This is a genomic window from Ruegeria sp. CDSA033 (genome assembly GCF_059612305.1).
Window position 1 is genome coordinate 331,183 of sequence record NZ_JBXWQI010000001.1, and the last position, 21,815, is coordinate 352,997.

General features: G+C 58.1%; 23 protein-coding genes. 11 read left to right on the plus strand and 12 right to left on the minus strand.

Annotated features, from left to right (window positions below; all coding sequences use genetic code 11):
- Positions 1-2 precede the first annotated feature (2 nt).
- Together AC2FLA_RS01705 and AC2FLA_RS01710 are read left to right on the plus strand one after the other, a co-directional pair.
- Positions 3-947 carry a LysR substrate-binding domain-containing protein gene (locus AC2FLA_RS01705; protein ID WP_282168505.1) on the plus strand — a complete coding sequence of 315 codons (945 nt, stop codon included), beginning with the start codon at positions 3-5 and terminating at the stop codon, positions 945-947.
- Between the two features lie 103 nt (positions 948-1,050).
- Positions 1,051-2,481, plus strand: a complete 1,431-nt coding sequence (locus tag AC2FLA_RS01710) for an NAD-dependent succinate-semialdehyde dehydrogenase (protein WP_496720010.1) — start codon at positions 1,051-1,053, stop codon at positions 2,479-2,481.
- 30 nt (positions 2,482-2,511) lie between these two features.
- Here the strand turns inward: AC2FLA_RS01710 and AC2FLA_RS01715 are convergent, their stop codons facing one another.
- Positions 2,512-3,120, minus strand: coding sequence for a TetR family transcriptional regulator C-terminal domain-containing protein (locus AC2FLA_RS01715; RefSeq protein WP_496720012.1), 609 nt, complete (start codon positions 3,118-3,120; stop codon positions 2,512-2,514).
- A gap of 171 nt (positions 3,121-3,291) precedes the next feature.
- Here AC2FLA_RS01715 and AC2FLA_RS01720 point away from each other — a divergent pair, with 171 nt between their 5' ends.
- From AC2FLA_RS01720 to AC2FLA_RS01760, 9 genes are all read left to right on the plus strand, one after another.
- Positions 3,292-4,542, plus strand: a complete 1,251-nt coding sequence (locus tag AC2FLA_RS01720) for a Zn-dependent hydrolase (protein WP_496720014.1) — start codon at positions 3,292-3,294, stop codon at positions 4,540-4,542.
- A gap of 92 nt (positions 4,543-4,634) precedes the next feature.
- Positions 4,635-6,089, plus strand: a complete 1,455-nt coding sequence (gene hydA, locus AC2FLA_RS01725; RefSeq protein ID WP_496720016.1) for a dihydropyrimidinase — start codon at positions 4,635-4,637, stop codon at positions 6,087-6,089.
- A gap of 55 nt (positions 6,090-6,144) precedes the next feature.
- A complete protein-coding gene (locus tag AC2FLA_RS01730; protein WP_496720018.1) occupies positions 6,145-6,942 on the plus strand; it encodes an ABC transporter ATP-binding protein in 798 nt (265 codons plus the stop codon).
- A complete protein-coding gene (locus tag AC2FLA_RS01735) occupies positions 6,935-7,864 on the plus strand; it encodes an ABC transporter permease (RefSeq protein WP_058277687.1) in 930 nt (309 codons plus the stop codon). The genes AC2FLA_RS01730 and AC2FLA_RS01735 overlap by 8 nt, the downstream gene beginning before the upstream one ends.
- Positions 7,861-8,706, plus strand: coding sequence for an ABC transporter permease (locus AC2FLA_RS01740; protein ID WP_058277688.1), 846 nt, complete (start codon positions 7,861-7,863; stop codon positions 8,704-8,706). The genes AC2FLA_RS01735 and AC2FLA_RS01740 overlap by 4 nt, the downstream gene beginning before the upstream one ends.
- A 56-nt stretch (positions 8,707-8,762) precedes the next feature.
- The gene (locus AC2FLA_RS01745; protein WP_058274243.1) at positions 8,763-9,752 is read left to right on the plus strand and encodes an ABC transporter substrate-binding protein; all 990 of its coding nucleotides are present in this window, start codon (positions 8,763-8,765) and stop codon (positions 9,750-9,752) included.
- Positions 9,753-9,905: 153 nt separating this feature from the next.
- Positions 9,906-10,619 (plus strand): ABC transporter permease, encoded by a 714-nt coding sequence (locus AC2FLA_RS01750; protein ID WP_496720020.1) that lies wholly within the window; start codon positions 9,906-9,908, stop codon positions 10,617-10,619.
- Positions 10,612-11,346 carry an ATP-binding cassette domain-containing protein gene (locus AC2FLA_RS01755; RefSeq protein ID WP_496720022.1) on the plus strand — a complete coding sequence of 245 codons (735 nt, stop codon included), beginning with the start codon at positions 10,612-10,614 and terminating at the stop codon, positions 11,344-11,346. The genes AC2FLA_RS01750 and AC2FLA_RS01755 overlap by 8 nt, the downstream gene beginning before the upstream one ends.
- A 20-nt stretch (positions 11,347-11,366) precedes the next feature.
- Complete coding sequence (locus tag AC2FLA_RS01760) at positions 11,367-12,182, plus strand: ABC transporter substrate-binding protein (RefSeq protein ID WP_496720024.1); 816 nt, start codon at positions 11,367-11,369, stop codon at positions 12,180-12,182.
- Positions 12,183-12,186: 4 nt separating this feature from the next.
- Here AC2FLA_RS01760 and AC2FLA_RS01765 read toward each other — a convergent pair whose 3' ends face one another.
- From AC2FLA_RS01765 to AC2FLA_RS01815, 11 genes are all read right to left on the minus strand, one after another.
- On the minus strand, positions 12,187-13,059 hold the full coding sequence (locus AC2FLA_RS01765) for a substrate-binding domain-containing protein (RefSeq protein ID WP_496720026.1): 873 nt from the start codon (positions 13,057-13,059) through the stop codon (positions 12,187-12,189).
- The gene (locus AC2FLA_RS01770; RefSeq protein ID WP_472723580.1) at positions 13,060-13,185 is read right to left on the minus strand and encodes a hypothetical protein; all 126 of its coding nucleotides are present in this window, start codon (positions 13,183-13,185) and stop codon (positions 13,060-13,062) included.
- A 14-nt stretch (positions 13,186-13,199) separates the two neighbouring features.
- A complete protein-coding gene (locus tag AC2FLA_RS01775) occupies positions 13,200-14,462 on the minus strand; it encodes a c-type cytochrome (RefSeq protein ID WP_496720028.1) in 1,263 nt (420 codons plus the stop codon).
- The gene (locus tag AC2FLA_RS01780; RefSeq protein WP_496720030.1) at positions 14,463-15,662 is read right to left on the minus strand and encodes a formate dehydrogenase subunit gamma; all 1,200 of its coding nucleotides are present in this window, start codon (positions 15,660-15,662) and stop codon (positions 14,463-14,465) included.
- 27 nt (positions 15,663-15,689) lie between these two features.
- Positions 15,690-16,040 carry a putative quinol monooxygenase gene (locus tag AC2FLA_RS01785; RefSeq protein ID WP_496720032.1) on the minus strand — a complete coding sequence of 117 codons (351 nt, stop codon included), beginning with the start codon at positions 16,038-16,040 and terminating at the stop codon, positions 15,690-15,692.
- A gap of 111 nt (positions 16,041-16,151) precedes the next feature.
- On the minus strand, positions 16,152-16,745 hold the full coding sequence (gene fdh3B / locus AC2FLA_RS01790) for a formate dehydrogenase FDH3 subunit beta (protein WP_058273836.1): 594 nt from the start codon (positions 16,743-16,745) through the stop codon (positions 16,152-16,154).
- Between the two features lie 11 nt (positions 16,746-16,756).
- On the minus strand, positions 16,757-19,651 hold the full coding sequence (locus tag AC2FLA_RS01795; RefSeq protein ID WP_496720033.1) for a formate dehydrogenase subunit alpha: 2,895 nt from the start codon (positions 19,649-19,651) through the stop codon (positions 16,757-16,759).
- 128 nt (positions 19,652-19,779) lie between these two features.
- The gene (locus AC2FLA_RS01800) at positions 19,780-19,968 is read right to left on the minus strand and encodes a ubiquinol-cytochrome c reductase iron-sulfur subunit N-terminal domain-containing protein (RefSeq protein WP_058273834.1); all 189 of its coding nucleotides are present in this window, start codon (positions 19,966-19,968) and stop codon (positions 19,780-19,782) included.
- A gap of 61 nt (positions 19,969-20,029) precedes the next feature.
- Positions 20,030-20,641, minus strand: a complete 612-nt coding sequence (locus tag AC2FLA_RS01805) for a TorD/DmsD family molecular chaperone (protein WP_496720035.1) — start codon at positions 20,639-20,641, stop codon at positions 20,030-20,032.
- A 4-nt stretch (positions 20,642-20,645) separates the two neighbouring features.
- Entirely contained in the window at positions 20,646-21,230 is a 585-nt protein-coding gene (locus AC2FLA_RS01810; protein WP_496720037.1) for a DUF3306 domain-containing protein, read from the minus strand.
- The gene (locus tag AC2FLA_RS01815; protein WP_496720039.1) at positions 21,227-21,781 is read right to left on the minus strand and encodes a DUF3305 domain-containing protein; all 555 of its coding nucleotides are present in this window, start codon (positions 21,779-21,781) and stop codon (positions 21,227-21,229) included. The genes AC2FLA_RS01810 and AC2FLA_RS01815 overlap by 4 nt, the downstream gene beginning before the upstream one ends.
- Positions 21,782-21,815: the final 34 nt, after the last annotated feature.

Genomic DNA, 21,815 nt, shown 5'->3' on the forward strand with positions numbered 1-21,815 from the left:
CCATGGTGGGGCGTCATTCACGTATCGTCGACCGTGCACTGACCCGGCTGAAGCTACGCCAACTGCGTTTGCTGGTAGCGGTGGGAGCCCACGGTAACATCCAGAACGCCGCACGCGAGCTGGGCATCTCGCAACCGGCCGCAACCAAGATGATTCAGGATCTGGAACTGGATTTTGAGGTCAAGCTGTTCAGCCGGACCAATCGGGGTGTGATTCCGACCGTGTTCGGAGAAACTTTGATACGTCACGGCAAGCTAATCTTTGCACAGGTCTCGAACGCTGCGCAGGAACTGGATGACCTGAACGAAGGCAATGCAGGCCGCGTGGTGGTAGGTACTTTGTTGGCGGCTTCAACCAGCCTGCTGCCGGCGGCCATTGAAATCCTTTTGGCTGACCGCCCGAATGTGGCGATCAAGATCAACGAGGGCACGAACGAAGTCCTGATGCCGAGGTTGCTTTCGGGCGAAATCGACATGGTAGTCGGGCGGCTTCCCTCTCATAGGCACCGTGACAAGATCAGGCAGGAAAAGCTGTTTGAAGACCGCATTCTGGCGATTGTCGGCAATCAGCATCCTCTTGCGGGTCGCCCGGATGTTTCCTTCGCTCAGACCAAACCCTTTGGCTGGATCGTCCCGCCGCTGGAAACCACATTGCGGCGTCAGCTGGATCATTTCTTTGTTGGCCAGCAGCAATACGTTCCGCCCGTGACGATCGAATCCGTATCCTACCTGACCAATCGTGCTTTGCTGCAGTCGCGCGATCTGATCGGGCTTATGCCGGCCGAGGTCGTGTCGCAGGACATCGCCCACGGCTACCTGTCGCCATTGGATTGGGATGTCCCATTTGGGCAGGGGCCGATTGGTGTCTCATTCCGGGCGGATGATGATCTTTCCCCCGCTGGTCGTGCCTTTAAATCGGCGCTGCATCAGGCGGTGAAACAGAAATGAGGTCAGGTATTCGTCAAATTGATATCAGTATTCACCCAATTCACTTGAAGTAATGCCAGCCATTGCGTGATTTGAAATAGTCAAAGTCGGAGGCACCGGTTTCATGTATCCTGAGCTTAAGCTGTTCATCGCGGGCAAGTGGCGCACAGCCAACCGGGACATACCGGTCGTAAATCCAGCGACCGAGGGCGAAATCGGGCGTCTTCCCTGCGCGTCGAAGCAGGATCTGGATGACGCTCTGGAGGCCGCAGTCCGAGGGATTCGCGTATGGAGTCGCACCTCACCGCGCGAACGTTCCGACACAATCATGCGCGCTGCTGCGCTGATGCGGGAACGTCAGGAAGAGATTGCCCATGCCATCACCATGGAACACGGCAAGCCGCTGAAGCAGGCCAGGCTTGAGGTTATCCGAGGGGCAGAGTTCTTTGAATGGGACGCGGGTGAGGCAATGCGGACCTATGGGCGGATCATCCCTGCAGCTCCGGGTCACAAGTTCTCCGTTCATCACCAGCCTATCGGTGTCGTCGCGGCCTTTTCACCCTGGAACTTCCCGATGAGCCAACCAGCACGCAAAATCGCTGGCGCGCTGGCCTCGGGCTGCTCGATCATCCTGAAAGCGGCCGAGGAAACGCCAGCGGGGGCAATACATATTGCAAAAGCCTTTGAAGATGCCGGTCTTCCTGCAGGCGTCCTGAACCTGGTGTTCGGAGAGCCGGCAGAAATCTCAGGCCACCTCATCCCGCAGGATCCGGTCAGGCTAGTGGCTTTCACCGGCTCAACCGCTGTGGGGCGGCATCTGACTACCTTGGCCTCAGAACATATGACTTCGGTGCTGATGGAACTTGGTGGCCACGCGCCAGTAATTGTCTGCGAAGACACAGATGTGAAAGCGGCCGGGATCTCAAGCGCAGTTCGAAAAATGCGCAATGCCGGGCAGGTGTGCACATCGCCCACAAGGTTCTTTGCGCATGAGAGCATCTTTGACGATTACGCCACAACTTTCGTTGAACGCGCTGCAGCAACTGTTGTCGGAAACGGCATGGACGAAAATGTGGAAATGGGGCCTTTGGCAAATGACCGGCGGGTGCCTGCACTGACCGAATTGGTGGAAGACGCCCGTGAAAAGGGCGCGACGGTTGCCACGGGTGGCGCCAAACATGGCGACAAAGGGTACTTCTTTCAGCCCACCGTCCTGCTGAACGTGCCCGACAACGCCCGGATCATGCAGGAGGAACCTTTTGGTCCGGTGGCTGTGATCAATCCAGTGTCCTCACTGGATGACGCAATCGGCAAGGCAAACTCGGTGCCCTATGGGCTGGCCGGTTATGCATTTACAAATCGCGCAGACTATATTGATCGATTGATTGACGAGGTCGAGGTCGGCAACCTGTCTATCAACACGCTTGAGGCATCCATGCCTGAAACGCCCTTTGGCGGCGTGAAATCCAGCGGATATGGTCGCGAAGGCGGCACCGAGGGGCTGGACAACTACATGATCGTAAAAAACGTATGGCATTCCGCCGACATCACCTGAGCAAAGGCGCGTCAGATAAAGTCGCGCCGATTACGGCGTCAGAAGTTTCCGGTAGAGCGTGTCGATAAACGGCTCGGCCCCTTCAAATGGGTCTTCGTTGCCCAGAATTGCGCGGACCTGAACGTCGAAGTCGGCGTAGTGCTGTGTCAGCGCCCAGATTGAAAATATCAGGTGATAGGGGTGCAGGCGCGCGATTTTTCCCTGATCCATCCACTGCGTCAGTATTGCCGTTTTCTCATCCACCAGAGATTTGAGGTCACGCGACAGAGATTCGTGGATACGCGGAGCGCCCTGAACCAGCTCGTTCGCAAACAAACGGCTTTCGCGCGGCAGGTCTCGGCTCATTTCCAGCTTGCGGCGGATATAGGCGAGGATTTCTTCCATCGGGTCGCCATCCGCGTCCAGATCATGCAGAGGGGCCAGCCAGATCTCTAACAGACCGGACAGCAATGCGGTGTGGATCGCCTCTTTCGACGGGAAATAATACAACAGGTTCGGTTTGCTCAGCCCGGCCTCGGTGGCGATTTGATCTACGGTCGCCCCACGGAAACCATGCGCCGAAAACACGTTCAGTGCGGCTTCGAGAATCGCGGCGCGGTTCTTTTTCTGAATTCGGGTCGGGGCGCGGTCTTTGGGCATGTTTCCTGACTGTCTCTTTTTCCGCCAAGCGGGCACCAAATATGCCGAATTTTCCGGCGGCACCATGCAATTTCTTGACTGATGTTGAACCCGTGATAGCGTGAGTTTGACCAGATGGTCAAATCAAGACATCAAAAGCGAGCCAAATCGCAAGCAACAGGGAAGAACAAGATGGCAGCTCCGGCGCAGAACCTCAGGATCAATGGCGACAGACTTTGGGACAGCCTGATGGAGATGGCCAAGATCGGCCCCGGTGTTGCGGGCGGCAACAACCGCCAAACCCTGACGGATGAAGACGCAGAAGGGCGCGCCTTGTTTCAAAAGTGGTGCGAGGATGCGGGCTGTACCATGGGGCTGGATCAGATGGGCAATATGTTTGCCCGCCGCGAAGGGACTGATCCGGATGCGTTGCCGGTCTATGTCGGCTCGCATCTGGATACGCAGCCAACCGGCGGCAAGTATGACGGCGTGTTGGGCGTATTGGGTGGGCTGGAGATTATCCGCACGCTCAACGATTTGGGCATCAAGACCAAACACCCGATCGTTGCGACCAATTGGACCAACGAAGAGGGCACACGTTATGCACCGGCAATGTTGTCTTCGGGCGTCTTCGCCGGGATGCACACGCAAGACTGGGCCTATGACCGCGAAGATGCCGAGGGCAAGACATTCGGCGATGAGCTAAAGCGCATTGGTTGGCGCGGCGAGGAAGAGGTTGGTGCCCGCAAGATGCACGCCTTCTTTGAACTGCATATCGAACAGGGGCCGATCCTTGAGGCCGAAGGCAAGGATATCGGCGTTGTGACGCACGGGCAGGGCCTGAGCTGGACGCAGATTACCGTGACAGGCAAAGATGCGCATACCGGCTCGACCCCGATGCCGATGCGCAAAAACGCGGGTCTGGCGATGGGGCGTATCCTTGAGAAAGTGGATGAGATCGCGTGGTCCCATGCGCCCCATGCCGTCGGTGCTGTAGGGCATATTGATGTGTTGCCGAATTCTCGCAACGTGATCCCCGGCAAGGCGGTGTTCACGGTCGATTTCCGCTCGCCGGATTTGGCGGTCATCACAGATATGGAAAACCGTTTGCGCGTTGCGGCCGAAGATATCGTGGAAGAGATGGGCCTGCAGATTGAGTTCGAGAAAGTTGGTGGGTTTGATCCAGTGAAGTTCGATGACAGCTGTGTCGCGGCTGTACGGGACGCAGCAGAGCGGCTGGGATATTCGCATACCGACATCATTTCGGGCGCAGGGCACGATGCCTGTTGGATCAACCGGGTGGCCCCGACGGCCATGGTCATGTGCCCCTGCGTTGACGGGTTGAGCCACAACGAGGCGGAAGAGATCAGCAAGGACTGGGCCGCAGCCGGGGCGGATGTTCTGTTTCATGCGGTCGTCGAAACGGCCGAGATTGTGGAATAGGGGGCGCTGCCCCCGTCGCCCAACGGGCGACTCCCCCGAGGTATTTTTGGCCAGATGAAGCAAGCGGCGCAGACCGCGTCAGGGAGATGAAAATGAGCACTGTTATCAAGAACGGAACCGTTGTGACCGCCGACTTGTCCTACAAGGCGGATGTCATGATTGAAGATGGCGTCATCACCGAGATCGGGATGGATCTGAAGGGTGACAAGGAATTGGACGCCACGGGATGTTACGTCATGCCGGGTGGGATTGATCCGCATACCCATCTGGAGATGCCGTTTATGGGCACCTATTCCAGCGATGATTTCGAAAGCGGTACGCGGGCTGCGCTGGCGGGTGGAACCACGATGGTCGTTGATTTCGCGCTGCCGAACCCGGGCGAAAGCCTGTTGGACGCGTTGAAGCGTTGGGACAACAAATCCACCCGTGCCAACTGTGACTACTCCTTCCACATGGCTGTGACATGGTGGGGCGAGCAGGTGTTCGATGACATCAAAACGGTGATTGAAACGCGAGGGATCAACACGTTCAAGCATTTCATGGCCTACAAGGGCGCGTTGATGGTGAATGATGACGAACTGTTCGCCTCGTTCAAGCGTCTGTCCGAACTGGGCGGCATCGCGATGGTTCACGCCGAGAACGGCGATGTTGTGGCGGAACTCAGTGCCAAACTGCTGGCCGAGGGGAACAACGGCCCCGAGGCGCACGCCTATTCCCGCCCGCCGCAGGTTGAAGGCGAGGCGACCAACCGCGCCATTATGATTGCTGATATGGCGGGCGTGCCGCTTTATGTGGTGCATACGTCCTGCGAGGATGCGCATGAGGCGATCCGGCGAGCCAAATTGCAGGGCAAGCGGGTCTGGGGCGAACCCCTTATCCAACACCTGACGTTGGATGAGAGCGAGTACTTCAACCAGGATTGGGACCATGCGGCACGTCGGGTCATGAGCCCTCCGTTCCGGAACAAGCAGCATCAGGACAGTTTGTGGAATGGCCTGCAATCGGGATCGTTGAGCGTTGTGGCCACGGACCATTGTGCCTTTACCACCGAACAAAAGCGCTATGGTGTGGGCGACTTTACCAAGATCCCCAATGGCACCGGCGGGCTTGAAGATCGGATGCCGATGCTGTGGACCCATGGGGTAAACACCGGGCGTTTGACACCGAACGAATTTGTAGCCGTGACATCAACGAATATCGCCAAGATATTGAATTGTTATCCGAAAAAAGGCGCCGTTCTGGTTGGCGCTGATGCGGATCTGGTGGTTTGGGATCCCGAAAAGTCCAAGACGATCAGTGCCGATGCGCAACAATCGTCGATCGACTACAATGTATTCGAGGGCAAAGAGGTTAAAGGCCTGCCGCGCTTTACCCTTACTCGTGGGCACGTGGCTGTGCATGATGGGGAAATCCGCACGCAGGAAGGCCACGGCGATTTCGTTGCACGTGAGGCCAATACCACTGTGAACAAAGCGCTAAGCACCTGGAAAGAGCTGACCGCGCCTCGGCCGGTTGAACGGACGGGCATCCCGGCGACGGGCGTATGATGCGTGCGGGCCGCAATTCATGCGGCCCAAAATCAAATCTTTTCAAGGCTATGGAATGAATACTGAAAGCACTACCCAGCCCGTTATCGAGGCAAGGCAGCTGGATCTGACCTTCCAAACCAATGACGGACCAATCCACGCGCTGAAAGACGTGAACCTGACGGTCGACAAGGGTGAATTTGTCAGTTTCATCGGTCCCTCAGGCTGCGGGAAAACCACCTTTTTGCGATGTATTGCTGCGCTCGAAACACCGACCGGAGGAACCCTGACGGTCAATGGCATGACCCCGGATGAGGCGCGGCGGAACCGGGCCTATGGCTATGTGTTTCAGGCGGCGGGGCTTTATCCCTGGCGCACCATCGCCAAGAACATCAAGCTGCCGCTTGAGATCATGGGATATTCGACCGCCGAGCAGGATGAACGTGTGAGAAGCGTTCTGGAACTTGTTGATCTTGAAGGGTTTGGTGGGAAATTCCCGTGGCAGTTATCCGGGGGTATGCAGCAGCGCGCCAGTATTGCGCGGGCATTGGCATTTGACGCCGATATCTTGTTGATGGACGAACCCTTTGGGGCGCTGGACGAGATCGTGCGCGATCACCTGAACGAACAGCTTTTGGCGCTGTGGGCGCGCACGGAAAAGACCATCGGTTTCGTCACGCACTCGATCCCCGAGGCGGTGTATTTGAGCACGAAGATCGTGGTGATGAGCCCGCGACCGGGGCGAATTACGGATGTGATCGATAGCCCGCTGCCGAAAGAACGTCCATTGGACATCCGCGACACGCCTGAGTTCATCGAAGTGGCGCATCGTGTGCGCGAGGGTCTACGGGCGGGGCATGCGGACGATGAATGATGGGTTCAAAGCTTTCTGGGCCGTTCTGACCGTTCTCGCGGTGATCGTCGTCTTTTGGTATGCGGCCTGCATTCCAATGAACATCAAAGGTGTTTTGACGGAACAGGAACGTGCCGGGGCCGAAGTTCAGCCACCCTCGGCCAAGGATCGTCGAGATATGTCCGAATTCGGACTGGTGTTGAATAACAGCTTTGCCATCCCTGCCACGTGGGAGCAGGACCGGCCCCGCCTGCCGGCGCCGCATCAGGTCGCCGTCGAGATGTGGGAGACCACTGTACAGAAAAAAATCACTTCGAAGCGGTCACTTATCTATCATGGCTGGGTCACGCTAAGCGCAACGATGCTGGGCTTTGTGATTGGTACTGGATTGGGTATTCTGTTGGCCGTCGGGATCGTGCACAGTCGCGTCATGGACCTGTCGGTGATGCCATGGGCCATCGTCAGCCAGACGATTCCCATCATCGCTTTGGCGCCAATGATTATCGTGGTGCTGTACTCGGTGGGCATTCAGGGGATCATCCCCAAGGCGGTAATCTCGGCCTATTTGAGTTTCTTCCCTGTGGTTGTCGGTATGGTCAAAGGGCTTCGCAGCCCGGATGCAATGCAACTGGACCTGCTGCGCACTTACAGCGCCAGCCGGTCTCAGGGGTTTTGGAAGCTGCGCTTGCCTGCATCGATGCCATATCTGTTTACGTCGCTGAAGATCGGCATTGCGGCTTCGCTGGTCGGTGCCATCGTTGGTGAATTGCCCACAGGGGCGGTGGCCGGTTTGGGCGCGCGTCTACTGGCAGGCAGCTACTATGGACAAACCGTGCAGATCTGGTCTGCCTTGTTTGCAGCGGCCATTCTGGCGGCTTGCCTGGTCGGGTTGCTGGGGCTTGTAGAACGGAAGGTCCTGAAAAGAATGGGGATGGCGCAATGATACTAGTGCTGTTTGCAATCGTCGTTTGGGTCCTGGGTTGGTGGCTGAATAGCCGTCTGGCCAGCGGGCCTTATGCGGACACGCGCATGGTGCGATTTCTGGCTCCGTTCATATTTGGCGTAACGATCATTGTCATTTGGGAGCTACTGGTCAGAGGCCTAGACGTGTCTCTGGTCATACTGCCGGCGCCATCCGTAATTGCGGTGCGCTTTGCCAATAGCCTGCCGATCCTGTGGGAGGATTTCGTTCAGACCATCATCAAAGGCGCGTTCAGCGGATACATCATTGGGTGCTTCGCCGCATTCCTGATGGCAATTGCCGTGGATCGCTGGGATTTCCTCCGACTAGGGTTGCTGCCCGTTGGGAACTTTGTCGCAGCGCTGCCAATTGTCGGGACCGCACCCATCCTGGTGATGTGGTTCGGGTTTGACTGGCACTCCAAAGCCGCCGTTGTCGTAGTGATGGTGTTCTTCCCAATGCTGGTCAACACCGTGGCTGGTCTGCGTGAGGCCACGGCCATGCAGCGCGACCTGATGGAGACCTATGCGGCCACTTATTGGCAGAGCTTCCTGAAGTTGAGATTGCCCGCTGCGATGCCCTTTATCTTCAACGGCTTAAAGATTTCTACCACCCTGGCGTTGATCGGCGCTATCGTGGCAGAGTTCTTTGGCTCGCCCACGCTAGGCATGGGCTTTCGGATATCCACCAGCGTGGGGCAATTATCGCTGGACATGGTCTGGGCCGAGATTGTGGTGGCCGCTTTGGCCGGAACCGCATTTTATGGTCTTGTCGCAATGATCGAAAAAGCGGTGACCTTCTGGCACCCGTCGCAACGTGGATAAAACAATAATTCAACAGACCCCAAAAGGGGCACCAACAGCAACTAGGAGATATGAAGATGAATAAGCTACTCAGCGGGGCGATAGCCGCCTTTAGTCTGGCCGCCAGTTCGGCTTTCGCTGCGGATGAGGTGACATTGCAACTGAAGTGGGTCACGCAGGCTCAGTTCGCGGGCTACTATGTTGCCAAGGACAAGGGATTCTACGAGGAAGAAGGGCTGGACGTCACTATTCTGCCCGGCGGACCAGACATTGCACCGACGCAGGTGATCGCAGGTGGCGGCGCTGACGTGACCGTCGAATGGATGCCCGCGGCGCTGGCTGCACGCGAAAAGGGTTTGCCTCTGGTTAACATCGCGCAGCCGTTCAAAAGCTCGGGCATGATGCTGACCTGCTGGAAAGATGCCGGGATCGCGGCACCCGAAGACCTTAAGAACCGCACGCTGGGTGTCTGGTTCTTTGGTAACGAATTCCCGTTCATGAGCTGGATGAGCCAGCTGGGCATCGACACGGGTGGCAAAAGCGAAAGCGGTGTGGAAGTTCTGAAGCAAGGCTTCAACGTCGACCCGCTGCTGCAGCGTCAGGCCGATTGCATCAGCACCATGACCTATAACGAATACTGGCAGGTCATCGATTCCGGCGTCAACCCGGATGAGCTGGTGACCTTCAAGTACGAAGATCAGGGTGTCGCGACATTGGAGGACGGCCTGTATGTTCTGGAAGAGAACCTTGGGGACGCAGCGTTTGTCGACAAGATGGAACGCTTCGTTCGCGCCTCGATGAAGGGTTGGAAATACGCCGAGGAACACCCGGATGAGGCGGCCGATATCGTGCTGGAAAACGATGAGACCGGCGCCCAGACCGAAGAGCATCAGAAACGCATGATGGGCGAGATCGCCAAGCTGACCTCAGGTTCGAACGGTTCGCTGGACCCTGCCGATTTTGAGCGCACCGTTGCCACCCTGCTGGCGGGCGGTTCCGATCCTGTGATCACCAAGCAGCCAGACGGCGCTTGGACGCACCAGATCACGGATGCGGCGCTGAACTGATCCGCCTAGCATCGGTTGAAAAGGCGCGGTCCCAAACGGGGCCGCGTTTCCTGTATCTTATGTCGGAATTGTGTCTGTACTTGAGATCGAAATGGCGTAGAATTCTATGAATAACAACGCATTTCATACGAAACTGGTGATAGTCCGAATAAAATGCAGGGATTTGCAGCAGAATTCAATACGGCGTTCACTCTGATCCTGAATGGGGATCCAGAGCTTTGGGCGATTGTGCTGCTTTCCCTGAAAGTTTCCATTTTTGCCGTCTTGATTTCTGCACTGATTGGCATGCCTGTTGGCGCTGCGCTGGCTGTTGCACGCTTTCCGGGGCGGCGGGTTATGATCATTCTTATGAACGCGCTGATGGGGTTCCCGCCGGTGGTCGTAGGCCTGCTGGTTTATCTGATGTTGTCGCGATCCGGGCCTTTGGGCGTCCTTGAACTGCTGTACACACCGACCGCGATGATCATCGCGCAGGTTGTTTTGGTGACGCCCATCGTCGCTGCGTTGACGCGGCAGGTGGTCGAGATGCTGGCCGAGGAATACTCAGAACAGCTCCGATCCTTGGGCGTGTCGCGGCTGGCCTCTGTACCGGTACTGCTGTGGGATGCGCGGTTGGCGCTGGTCACGGCCTTGCTGGCCGGATTTGGCCGCGCCATTGCCGAGGTTGGGGCGGTCATAATCGTTGGCGGAAACATCAATCACGTGACGCGGGTAATGACGACGACAATCGCACTGGAAACGTCCAAGGGAAATCTGGCGCTTGCTCTGGCGCTCGGCGCGATTCTGATCGGTATTGCCATAGCGGTGAACGCCATGGTCAGCACGCTCAGCCTGCGGGCTGAGAGAGAGGGGTTGCGCCATGCGTGATCTGGTCTCGGAAATGGCGCGGCGCATCACCGTTAACGGATTGCAGATTGCGCGTAATGGCACCGCATTGCTGGACGTTCCGCACCTGACATTGAGCGGGCCGGGGCCGACCTTGATCCTTGGACCGAACGGCGCGGGCAAAAGCCTGTTGCTGCGGTGTCTGCATGGGCTGATTGCCCCGGACAAGGGCCACGTGGAACAAGACGGAGTTCCTTTGAATGCTGATCACAAGGCCAGGCAGGCGATGGTGTTTCAGCAACCCGTCTTGCTGCGCCGGTCCGTTGCAGCCAATCTGGATTTTGTCCTGAAACGGCAAGGCCTGCAGCGCGTTGCTCGCAAGACGCGTATTGCTGATTTGCTGGCCCAAGGCGGGCTTGAAGGCAAAGCACGGCAAGCGGCCAGATCGCTGTCGGGAGGTGAGGCGCAGCGGCTGGCCATCCTGCGCGCGCTGGCGCTGGACCCGGATACCTTGTTTCTGGACGAACCGACCAGCGCGCTGGACCCCGGCGCCACTCAGGTGATTGAGCGGATGATCCTGCGCGCATCAGAAGGGGGGGTGCGCATTGTCATGGTGACCCATGACATCGGTCAGGCGCGCCGGCTGGCATCGGATGTCGTCATGATGCAGGGCGGTCATGTGGTTGAACATGGCGATGCGCGTCAGGTAATGGACGATCCCAAAAGTGATGCCTCGCGCAGGTATCTTGCAGGCGGATTGGTGACATAAAAAAAAATCTGGAGTTTAGAATGATCCGGAATTTCATTCGGGCAGCATTGGTTTCACTTGGCTTGTTTTCAGGTCCGGCCTTGGCCGAAGAACCATTTATTGTGGTCCAATCAACGACCTCGACCCAAAATTCGGGACTGTTGGATTACATCCTTCCATGGTTCGAGGCGGAAACCGGAATCGACGTGCGCGTTGTTGCCGTCGGTACTGGGCAGGCGATCCGCAATGCAATCAATGGGGATGGAGACGTCCTTCTGGTCCATGCAAAGGCAGACGAAGAGCAGTTTGTCGAAGACGGTTGGGGCGTCGAACGGTTTGACGTGATGTATAACGACTTCGTGCTTGTCGGTCCTAAATCAGACCCGGCCAAGGTGAAGGATGGATCGGATATCGTGGCCGCTTTGACCGCGATATCCGAGGCCGAAGTGCCCTTCGCATCACGCGGGGACGACAGCGGAACGCATAAGGCCGAAATGCGCCACTGGAACGACGCCGGAGTAGATCCGGCTGCGGCATCGGGAACGTGGTACAGGGAAACCGGTTCGGGCATGGGCGCGACGTTGAACGTGGCAAGTGGCATGGATGCTTATACCCTGACGGATCGTGCGACGTGGGAGTCCTTCGGCAACCGTGGAAACCTTGAAGTGTTGGTCGAAGGTGACCCGCGTTTGTTCAACCAATACGGCGTCATTCTGGTGAACCCCGAAAAACATGCAGGTGTACGGGCGGCGGCGGGCCAACGGTTCATCGACTGGCTGATCGGCTCGGACGGGCAGGCAGCCATCGAGGCCTTTGAGTTGAATGGTCAGCAGCTGTTTTTTCCGAACGCGAAATAAGGGATCACCCGCTGGCACCATTGTGGTGGATCGTTCCCAGACCGGACAGGTCATACCCACCAAACTCATCGGCGCGGGTTAGGAACCGGTCGGACTGCACAAAGCTGAGCAATTTCAGCATCGGGTCATCGAAATAGGCTCGACGCCAAATCGCCAGGTCCAGGCGTTCGGTATGCGTGGGAACAAACCCCAGATCGTACAGCCCAGCCAATGCGCCTAGTCCGAACCCGACCTCGGCCTTGTTGTCATGCAGGGCAATGGCCAACTCCTCTTCTGTGCGGGCGCAGGTGGGCAGGGTTTCCAGATCGTCGCGTGTCATTCCGTGGGCCTCAAGCTGTGCGTCGAACAGCCTTTGGCTGGCCGCGCTGTCCTGACGCAGGATGACACGTCGGCCTTTTAGCTGCGCAAAACCCTGAATATCCGACGCGCCCGGTGCCAGCAGCAACCCACGCTCCCGCTGCGCGACTTCAAACAGAACGACCGGGGCCTCACCCAAAGCGTCTTTCAGGGTCTGGGTGTTGAACCCGCCATCCTCGTGAATGTGCAGCGCTGCCGCCTGCGCGTTGCGGTCTTTCAGACGAGTCAGCCCATCGAATGAGCCATCATAATAAGTCGCCAGCCCTGAGCCGCTTTCGCGCAGCGCCCAGTCCAGCAGCGGATCATGGCTGCCCGCAACAATCGGGGGCAGGGGCGGTTCGGCCACTTCCGGGCCGGATCGCGAGGCGTTCAGCCAGGCGATCACCTCGGCCCGCGGGAACAGCAGTTTGCCCATGGCGCGCACGCAAGGCACCTCACCCGATGAGGCAAGATCATAGGCCTTACGCTCGCCAATGCGCAGCAGATCGGCCAGTTCCTTGGTGGTCAGATATTCGGACATTCAGTCGAGACGCACAGCCGAGCTGGTGCCGGCATCCGCAGCACTGAAACCGATCTGTTGCAGCGTAAAGGGCGCGGCGACGGTGATCACCACCATGGCGGCAACAGCAGCAAGAAAGGCTTTCATAGGTCTCCTCCGGCTCAGTTTTCTGGCGCCGTGGCGCGGCGTAGAAAGGCGATAAGGTCGTCCCTGTCCCTGGGTTCGGTGATCCGCTGCATCGGCATCTTCGACCCCGGGATATAATGGTCCGGCCCTTCGTCAAACAGAGCGTTTATCGTTTCTTCATTCCAAATGATATCAGAGTCTTGCAGCGTGTCCGAATAAAAATATCCGGTAAGCGTACCCGCCTTGCGCCCGAACACACCATGCAGCGACGGACCCGCGCGGCGTTGATCATCCGGTGTAAGGCTGTGGCAGATCGAGCATTTGCGGGTAAACTGGCGTTCTCCGTTCTCCATTTCCTCAGGGTTTTTGAGAAAGCTGGGTTCTGTCGCGGCCATCTGTTCCTGGTCGCCAAGCGAGGCGACTGGCCAGCTGTACATGGCTTCGTCAATCCCGCCCGCGTGTAGGTTCTGCCCATCAGGCGAAAAGGCCAGCGCCCAGACCGGGCCGCGTAATGTGGCCCTGAAATCCTGCGCGATACGCCATTCGACCGTGTCGATCACCATAATATAGCCTTCGCCATCTCCGACGGCCAGCATGCTGCGATCCGGGCTAAGCGCCAATGCAAGGATCGGTCGACGTTCCAAGGTGAAATCACGCTCATCACCGGTTGTCAGGTCAAGGATGCGGGTGACACCGTCGACTGCACCATAAGCAATCCAGTTGTCCTGCTCGTTCAGTACTAGTTCGTTGATACCAAAGCCATGTTCCACGAACCGGTTCGTTTCCTGTCCGCTGGCAACGTCCCATATGCGCAGTGAACCATCGATACCTGCGGAATACAGTTCCGTACCGTCTGCAGAGAATTCGACGGCATTCACACCGCTTCCAGTCGGCCCGAGCATCGACGGCGCCGATCCATCGACTGGCCACAGCCCGATGGTGCCGTCCCAACTGGCCGTTGCCACGTGGGTTTTGGATGCGGCCACGCCCACGATCTTGCCTTTGTGCTGACCAACAACCTGACCTCCGGGCCACCGGCGCAGGGTGAAGTCATCTCCTGCCGAATAGATGGCCGTGCCGTTAAAAACGACCGAATTGACGGCGGCTTCGTGGCCTTCCAACCAGTTTGGGGATTGATCCGTCCAAACACCGACCGAGTTGTCAAAGCTGGCCGTGGCGATCCGGCCATCAGGTGCGGTGGCGATCCCCATGATCGGTCCGCCGTGACCCTTAAGCGTATAGAACTCGGCCATTGCGGGCAGGGGCATCAGTGCCAGAGCCAGAACCAACGTGCGCATTTATTCGGCTGGCGAGGCCGCCCCTTCGCTGGCCTCTTTTGCCTGCACCTCTTCCAGCCACAGCGAGTGATGCTCGCGTGCCCATTGCTCTTCCACCTCTCCGGTTCCCATAGCGTCAAACGCACCTTCCATGCCGACCGAGCCCAGATAGATGTGGGCCAGAATGATCGCGATGAACGCATAGGCGACCATGACATGCCAGATCTGGGCGTATTGCATCTCTTCCTGCGGGGACATCTGCACGGGCAGGTTCAGCCCAAGCATCTGCGGAATACCGGTCGAATTCGCGATCGAAAAGGTCTTGGCAAACAGTGGCATTTCAAATGGGAACAGCAACGACAGACCGGACAGGCTGATCGAGACGCCCAGCAGAATGCAAAGCCAGAATATGATCTTTTGCCCGGCGTTAAATTTTTTGGCGGGCGGGTGGCTGCCTTTGGTGAATAACCCCCCACCGGCAGCGAGCCATTTCAGGTCGGTGCGGTTCGGGATGTTGTGAGAAATCCAGTTCACGGTCACGATGATCAGCCCAAGCATAAAGGCCCAAGCCAGGTTGTTGTGCAGCCATTTGCAGCCCTGAGCGATCGTCGCGAACCCCTCTTTGCCGAAAACGGGGATCAGGAAATCACGACCGTACAAAGTCAACAGGCCGGTGACGCCTAGTATCAAGAAGGACCCGGCAAATAACCAGTGCCCGAACCGCTCGATCCCGTTGAAACGCAGAATCTTCCGCCCGGTCTTTTCACCATCAATCCTGATCTTTCCGCGGATCAGGAAAAACAGCAGCAACAGAACAAGCATACCGCCGATGATGTAAGATCCGTATTCACGCAAAGGACCGGTGCGAAAATTTAGCCACCACATGCCGCCGTCCTGGATCAGTACCGTTGCGGCCGGTCCATGAGATGACACGGTTACATCCGCCGAGCCGTAGCGAAGTGCGCGATAGACATCGCTGTCCGAGGTCACACCGCGCGTTCCAAGCTGACCAAGCAAGCCTTCGGCATTGCTTTGGCCGGTGTTTTCGGACCGATAGCTGTTGTCGACCTTTTCTCCACGCTGACGGGCCATGATATCTTGCAGAGTGGTTGCACCGCCTGTGGCGCTGCGGTCAGCTCCTGCAGGAGCTTCCGTGTTTTCCTGTGCCCAGGCAAAACTGGCAAGGAAAAGTGGTATCAGCAGCATTTGGATCAGGCGCATCTATCGAATCTCCTGTGTCGTACGGGGTTATCGGTCAAAGCCGCCGACTTGTTCGTGAAAGACTGCTCCTACGGGTGTCAGGGTATCGCGCAGGTCATCTTTTGCTGGTCCGTAAACCTCTAACGTGGTGGGGGTGAGAATTGCCAGAAAACGGTCGGCGAAATTCGCTCCGAAGTTCTGCATATGGATCATTGCGTCATCTGAACTGGCGTAGCGTTCATAGATGTGAACGGTCGACCCTGTACGATGCCACTCATAAGACTTCGCACCACTTTCTGTCAGTGTCGCATCCACCATTTCCGCCATCAGCGCATCAAATGCTGCATCCTGATCGGCCTGCAACTCAAGTTTCAGCAGCCAGTAAATATCTTCGGTCATGAAATGCTCCGCGCAGATTGGACATGCAACCTAAGCTCGACCAAATCCTTATGGTCGCGCTGGGACGGTCCCGTGGATGAACACGGGACCGTCTTTTCTTGTCAGACGGGTTTATCCGTCTTTCTGGTCGTAGGCTGTGCCCCAACCCCATGCGCCCGAGCCAAACCCGCGCGCCACGACGCGCTCACGGTAGATGGCAGACACAACATCACCGTCACCGGCGAGCAGGGCCTTGGTGGAACACATCTCGGCGCAGATGGGCAGCTTGCCCTCGGCGATCCGGTTGCGACCATACTTTGCGAACTCTGCGGTCGAGTTGTTTTCTTCGGGACCACCGGCGCAGAAGGTACATTTGTCCATCTTGCCACGTGATCCGAAGTTGCCCGCCTGCGGGTATTGCGGCGCGCCGAACGGGCACGCATAGAAGCAATAACCGCAGCCAATGCACAGGTCCTTGGAGTGCAGGACGACGCCTTCTTCGTTCTGATAGAAGCAGTCGACCGGGCACACCGCCATGCAAGGCGCATCCGAGCAGTGCATACAGGCCACCGAGATCGAGCGTTCGCCCGGGTTGCCGTCATTGATCGTCACCACCCTGCGGCGGTTGATGCCCCAGGGCACCTCGTGCTCGTTCTTGCACGCGGTTACGCAGGCGTTGCATTCGATGCAGCGTTCAGCGTCGCAGAGAAACTTTGCTCTAGCCATTATCGTTCTCCTTACGCTGCCGAGATCTTGCAGAGAGTACACTTGGTCTCCTGCATCTGGGTCACTGAATCATAGCCATAAGTTTGGGCGGTGTTGGAACTTTCACCTAAGACATAGGGGTCGGCACCAGCAGGGTATTTATTCCGCTGGTCTTCGCCCTGAAAATGGCCGCCAAAGTGGAACGGCATGAAGGCCACGCCGGCACCGACCCTGTTGGTCAGCATCGCCATCACTTTGACCTTGCCGCCCTCGGGACCTTCGACCCAGACCTGTGCCCCGTCACGAATGCCCAGATTGTTGGCATCGCGCGGATTGATCTCGACGAACATGTCCTGTTGCAGCTCGGCCAGCCACGGGTTTGACCGTGACTCATCACCGCCGCCCTCATACTCAACCAGACGACCAGACGTCAGGATTATCGGATAATCCTTTGAAAAGTCGTTCTTTTGGATCGATGCGTAGAGCGTGGGTAGGCGATAGGCCTGACGGTCCTCGTAGGTCGGATAGTCCTCTACCAGATCGCGACGCGGCGTATAAAGCGGCTCGCGATGGATTGGGATCGGATCCGGGAAGGTCCAGACAACCGCGCGGGCTTTGGCGTTCCCGAAGGGCGCACAGCCATGCTCGATCGCGACCCGCTGGATGCCGCCGGAAAGGTCGGTCTTCCAGTTGGTCTCTGGTCCCGCAACGGCGTCGATGGCCGCGCGTTCCTCAGCCGTTAGATCGCCATCCCAGCCAAGGTCCATCAGCATCTGCATCGTGAACTCAGGGTATCCATCCTGAATTTCCGACCCGACACTATAGACCCCTTCGGCCAGCAGGTTGTCACCGTCGCGTTCCACACCGAAACGGGCGCGGAAGGTCAGGCCGCCTTCGGCCACCGGTTTGGACATGTCATAGAGGTTTGGCGTCCCCGTATGACCCATCTCAGCCGTTCCCCAGCAGGGCCAGGGCAGACCATAGTACTCGCCGTCGTTCGGGCCACCGATTGCCTGCAGCGTGGTTCTGTCGAACGTATGCTGGTTGGCCATGTGGCTTTTTAGACGTTCCGGTGACTGACCGGTGTATCCGATGGTCCAGAGGCCCGAGTTGAACTCACGCGTGATGCTTTCAACATTCGGTGTTTCCGGGTCGTCCATCTCGATATTGCGGAATAGCCGATCTGCCCATCCAAACTTGTTGGCGAACTTGGCCATGATGACCTCGTCCGGCAGACTTTCGAACAGCGGTTCCACAACCTTGTCACGCCACTGCAGCGACCGGTTCGATGCCGTGACAGACCCACGGGTTTCGAACTGCGTACAGGCGGGCAACAGGTAGACACCATCGGTACGGTCATGCAAAACGGCGGAAACTGTAGGATACGGGTCGATCACGACCAGCATGTCCAGCTTCTCCATCGCCGTCTTCATTTCCGTCATCCGGGTCTGCGAGTTAGGCGCGTGGCCCCACAGCACCATGGCACGGACGTTGTTGTCCTGATCCATGTTTGCAGGGTCTTCCAGAACACCATCGATCCAGCGGGAGACCGGGATGCCGCGCTCGTTCTGCAGCGGCTTGTCCTTGCCTTCCTTGTCTTTGATCGTCGCAAACTGGCCAGCGAGCCATTCCGGTTCTTCACCCCAGACACGGGCCCAATGACCCCAAGCACCTTTTGACAGGCCGTAGTAGCCGGGCAGGGTATGGGACAGAACACCAAGGTCCGTTGCGCCCTGAACGTTGTCATGGCCGCGGAAGATGTTGGTGCCACCACCCGAAGTACCCATGTTGCCAAGCGCAAGCTGGAGCACGCAGTAGGCGCGGGTGTTGTTGTTGCCGTTGGTATGCTGCGTGCCACCCATGCACCAGATCACCGTACCAGGACGGTTGTTGGCCATGGTGCGCGCAACGCGGCGCAGCTGCGAGCCGGGGGTGCCGGTGACGCGTTCCACCTCTTCCGGGTTCCACTTGGCGACCTCTTCACGGATCTGATCCATGCCCCAGACACGGGTGCGGATGAACTCTTTGTCCTCCCAGCCGTTGTCGAAGATGTGCCACAGAATACCCCAAACCAAGGCGACGTCTGTACCAGGACGGAAGCGGACATATTCATCCGCATGGGCCGCAGTGCGCGTAAAGCGCGGGTCGCAGACGATCAGCGGTGCGTTGTTCTGCTCTTTCGCGCGCAGAACATGCAACAGCGAGACAGGGTGCGCCTCGGCCGGGTTGCCGCCGATGATGAAAATGGCCCGAGAGTTATGGATGTCGTTATACGAATTGGTCATGGCGCCGTAGCCCCATGTATTCGCAACACCCGCAACAGTGGTTGAGTGGCAAATACGCGCCTGATGGTCCACGTTGTTCGTGCCCCAATAGGCGGCGAACTTGCGGAACAGGTAGGCCTGTTCGTTATTGTGCTTCGCAGAACCCAGCCAATAGACGCTGTCCGGCCCGGATTCTTCGCGGATGCTCATCATGCCGTCGCCGATCTCGTTGATCGCCTCTTCCCAGCTGATGCGCTTCCACTCTCCGCCTTCCTTTTTCATCGGATACTTGAGGCGGCGTTCGCCATGGGCGTGCTCGCGAACTGCCGCCCCCTTGGCGCAATGTCCACCCAGATTGAACGGGCTGTCCCAACCGGGTTCCTGCCCGATCCAGACGCCATTCTGCACTTCGGCAACGACGGTACAGCCGACCGAGCAGTGGGTGCATATGGACTTTATGTTTTCCACGGCCTGATTGGCCGCTGTCTGGGCACTGGCTGGCGTCACGGTTCCACCCGTGGCGCTGATCGCGGCAAGGCCGCCGATCGTCAGGCCCGAGCCACGCAGGAATGCGCGGCGATCGACGGTTTTCTCGCCGACCTGGGACAGGATACTTGTCCGCTGGGGGCGTCTCGCAACCCCGTTGGTCTTTTTCCTAAGCATTTCTTTCCTCCCTTGCGCGCCGTGTGAGCCACGGCTGGCTTGGTACTGCTGGTGCCGACGTCAGGGCCAATCGCAACCGTCAGTCGGGTGTGACCTCGTCCGGGTTTGAACCGGGCGCTGTCGTCGCGCTAGAAGCGTGCGCTTTTCAAGTATGCGCGCGTGTGCGCGGTATCCTGAATGCGGTTCTCATCCGTAGGCAGCTCGGCTGCCTCGGCTTTTCCGCTCAGGCTGGCGGCGGCAACTGCAGCGGGCGCTGCGGTTCCAGCCAGTTTGAGGAAGTCGCGGCGCGTTGCGCCTTCTTCCTTGGTCTTGCTCATGGGTTTCTCCTCTCCCATTTGCGAGTTAGCACCCCTTGGGGCGCTGGTGAGTGACAGCGGTTCACGCTGCCGTCATTCGGAAGGCTTCGCGCTCGATCTCCATGAAGACCCGACCGGCTGTGCCGATCGAGGCATAGAGAACCGAGTTCTCGGCGCCTTCCAAATCCGAATAAAAATGCATGGCCCAAGGGCCGATATGTTTATTCCAGAATGCCCTTTGGTCTTCCAAAGATGCAGCTGCGCCGAAGCGACCAACGATCATGCCCGCCATCATCTCCATCAATGAGGCGATGTTGTCTTCCGGTTCAAAGACATTCCGGGCTCGGGTAATGCCACGCATTGCCATGTCGTTGCGAAGCTGCGCCAGCGGCTTCTCATTCAGGAATCCAGTGAGGTAGAAGCTGGCGTAGGGCAGCAACTCGCCGCGCCCCAACCCGATGAACAGCGCGTTGAATTCGCGTTCCGCTGCGGCGGGCTTGGTCACTTTGGCGACGCGGGCCATGGACTGAATAGCCTGTCCAAGATCGGTCTCATCGCCGGTCAGGCTGGATACTTGATCCAGCAGCATCTGATCGGGCGGCGCAGACAGAAGCAGCCCCAGAAAGTTGTAGAAATCCGCGCGCATACGATCCTCTGCCGAGACATTCATCTGTTGCGCTTCACTTGCGGTCATCAGGTTATCCTTCGAATTCAAATTTCATGCGGCGTGGGGCAGGGGTCACTTCTGCCTCTTCAGACAGGTCCGGCGCTATGTCCACCTCAGCCACCAGAACGGGCTCTGGTGTCGCGGTTTCGGGTGACGCAGGTTCGTCCTGCGGTTCATCCGGTTCAATTGTTTCGTCCGCTTCGCTGTCTTCGGCCTCAGCCGCCAGCGCCTCGACATGTGCAAGCATACCTTTGCCAACCTGATATGCGGTCTGAATGTTTTCGATCACGCAGGCAGCGTCAGTATAATCCTCGCCGTAGTCCACAAGGCCATCGACATTGGCCAAAACCGGGTTCAGCCGCCACAGCCGTCGCAAGGCTCGACGGCGCAGACGGTCGGGAACTGCCTTGGCCATAAAGCCCGAGACATCATCGCCCGCCTGCAATTCGTCAGGGTCGGGCAGATTAAACTCGGCCAGTATTTCGGCATCGGATTTTTCCTGCAGTTCGGCGTGTTGGGCGGCAATGGCCTGTTCTTCAATCGCGATGACCTCGGCCTGGGCTTCCGCCTGTACTGCCGCTTTGCGGCGGGACCAGAAATCGCGGGCTTGGGTCACTGCACGATCCTCCGCGGGGCGCGGTACACGTCTGACTCTTGCCGTATGCGTGCGTCGCCCTTGCCGTCTTCGACCAAATCGATACGCTTTTTGTCCCGGCGGCGTTTCACAAAGACTTCGTCGTTATGATGCTCCAAAGCGAAGTCGCGCACCCAGGCGATCAACCCATCGGTCATCGGGATTTTTTCAACGATCTCTTCACCGGTATCGGCATAGTCCTGACCTTCGAAGGGCGACGCCGTTACCAGCACCGCATCCATCGGCCTTTCGCCATCCAGTGCATCACGAAGGACAAGATAGATCGACGGCTGGCCGTCCGACAGGTTCACCATATAGGCTTCGGTTTCGTCCGCCCAAAGCGTCAGGGGCAGGGTCGCTGCGTGGTACTCAATGGCCTCGCCTTCACGTCGCATTTCGTGCCAGTCCGCAGGTCCGGCACCGGGCAACACAGCAATGGCGCGCCAATTCCATTTCGCCCAGCGGGTTACACCGGGTGTTTTGCGCACGATGACGCCGATTGGCATTTCAATCTGGCTTGCGGCCTTGGCCACTGGCTCCTCCCCGGAAGGCTCTCCCATGCCTTCC

Bases quoted from the DNA above. Each gene is read 5' to 3' on its own strand.
- AC2FLA_RS01705 (WP_282168505.1), top strand. From the start codon at position 3: ATGGTGGGGCGTCATTCACGTATCGTCGACCGTGCACTGACCCGGCTG.
- AC2FLA_RS01710 (WP_496720010.1), top strand. From the start codon at position 1,051: ATGTATCCTGAGCTTAAGCTGTTCATCGCGGGCAAGTGGCGCACAGCC.
- AC2FLA_RS01715 (WP_496720012.1), bottom strand. From the start codon at position 3,120: ATGCCCAAAGACCGCGCCCCGACCCGAATTCAGAAAAAGAACCGCGCC.
- AC2FLA_RS01720 (WP_496720014.1), top strand. From the start codon at position 3,292: ATGGCAGCTCCGGCGCAGAACCTCAGGATCAATGGCGACAGACTTTGG.
- hydA (WP_496720016.1), top strand. From the start codon at position 4,635: ATGAGCACTGTTATCAAGAACGGAACCGTTGTGACCGCCGACTTGTCC.
- AC2FLA_RS01730 (WP_496720018.1), top strand. From the start codon at position 6,145: ATGAATACTGAAAGCACTACCCAGCCCGTTATCGAGGCAAGGCAGCTG.
- AC2FLA_RS01735 (WP_058277687.1), top strand. From the start codon at position 6,935: ATGAATGATGGGTTCAAAGCTTTCTGGGCCGTTCTGACCGTTCTCGCG.
- AC2FLA_RS01740 (WP_058277688.1), top strand. From the start codon at position 7,861: ATGATACTAGTGCTGTTTGCAATCGTCGTTTGGGTCCTGGGTTGGTGG.
- AC2FLA_RS01745 (WP_058274243.1), top strand. From the start codon at position 8,763: ATGAATAAGCTACTCAGCGGGGCGATAGCCGCCTTTAGTCTGGCCGCC.
- AC2FLA_RS01750 (WP_496720020.1), top strand. From the start codon at position 9,906: ATGCAGGGATTTGCAGCAGAATTCAATACGGCGTTCACTCTGATCCTG.
- AC2FLA_RS01755 (WP_496720022.1), top strand. From the start codon at position 10,612: ATGCGTGATCTGGTCTCGGAAATGGCGCGGCGCATCACCGTTAACGGA.
- AC2FLA_RS01760 (WP_496720024.1), top strand. From the start codon at position 11,367: ATGATCCGGAATTTCATTCGGGCAGCATTGGTTTCACTTGGCTTGTTT.
- AC2FLA_RS01765 (WP_496720026.1), bottom strand. From the start codon at position 13,059: ATGTCCGAATATCTGACCACCAAGGAACTGGCCGATCTGCTGCGCATT.
- AC2FLA_RS01770 (WP_472723580.1), bottom strand. From the start codon at position 13,185: ATGAAAGCCTTTCTTGCTGCTGTTGCCGCCATGGTGGTGATCACCGTC.
- AC2FLA_RS01775 (WP_496720028.1), bottom strand. From the start codon at position 14,462: ATGCGCACGTTGGTTCTGGCTCTGGCACTGATGCCCCTGCCCGCAATG.
- AC2FLA_RS01780 (WP_496720030.1), bottom strand. From the start codon at position 15,662: ATGCGCCTGATCCAAATGCTGCTGATACCACTTTTCCTTGCCAGTTTT.
- AC2FLA_RS01785 (WP_496720032.1), bottom strand. From the start codon at position 16,040: ATGACCGAAGATATTTACTGGCTGCTGAAACTTGAGTTGCAGGCCGAT.
- fdh3B (WP_058273836.1), bottom strand. From the start codon at position 16,745: ATGGCTAGAGCAAAGTTTCTCTGCGACGCTGAACGCTGCATCGAATGC.
- AC2FLA_RS01795 (WP_496720033.1), bottom strand. From the start codon at position 19,651: ATGCTTAGGAAAAAGACCAACGGGGTTGCGAGACGCCCCCAGCGGACA.
- AC2FLA_RS01800 (WP_058273834.1), bottom strand. From the start codon at position 19,968: ATGAGCAAGACCAAGGAAGAAGGCGCAACGCGCCGCGACTTCCTCAAA.
- AC2FLA_RS01805 (WP_496720035.1), bottom strand. From the start codon at position 20,641: ATGACCGCAAGTGAAGCGCAACAGATGAATGTCTCGGCAGAGGATCGT.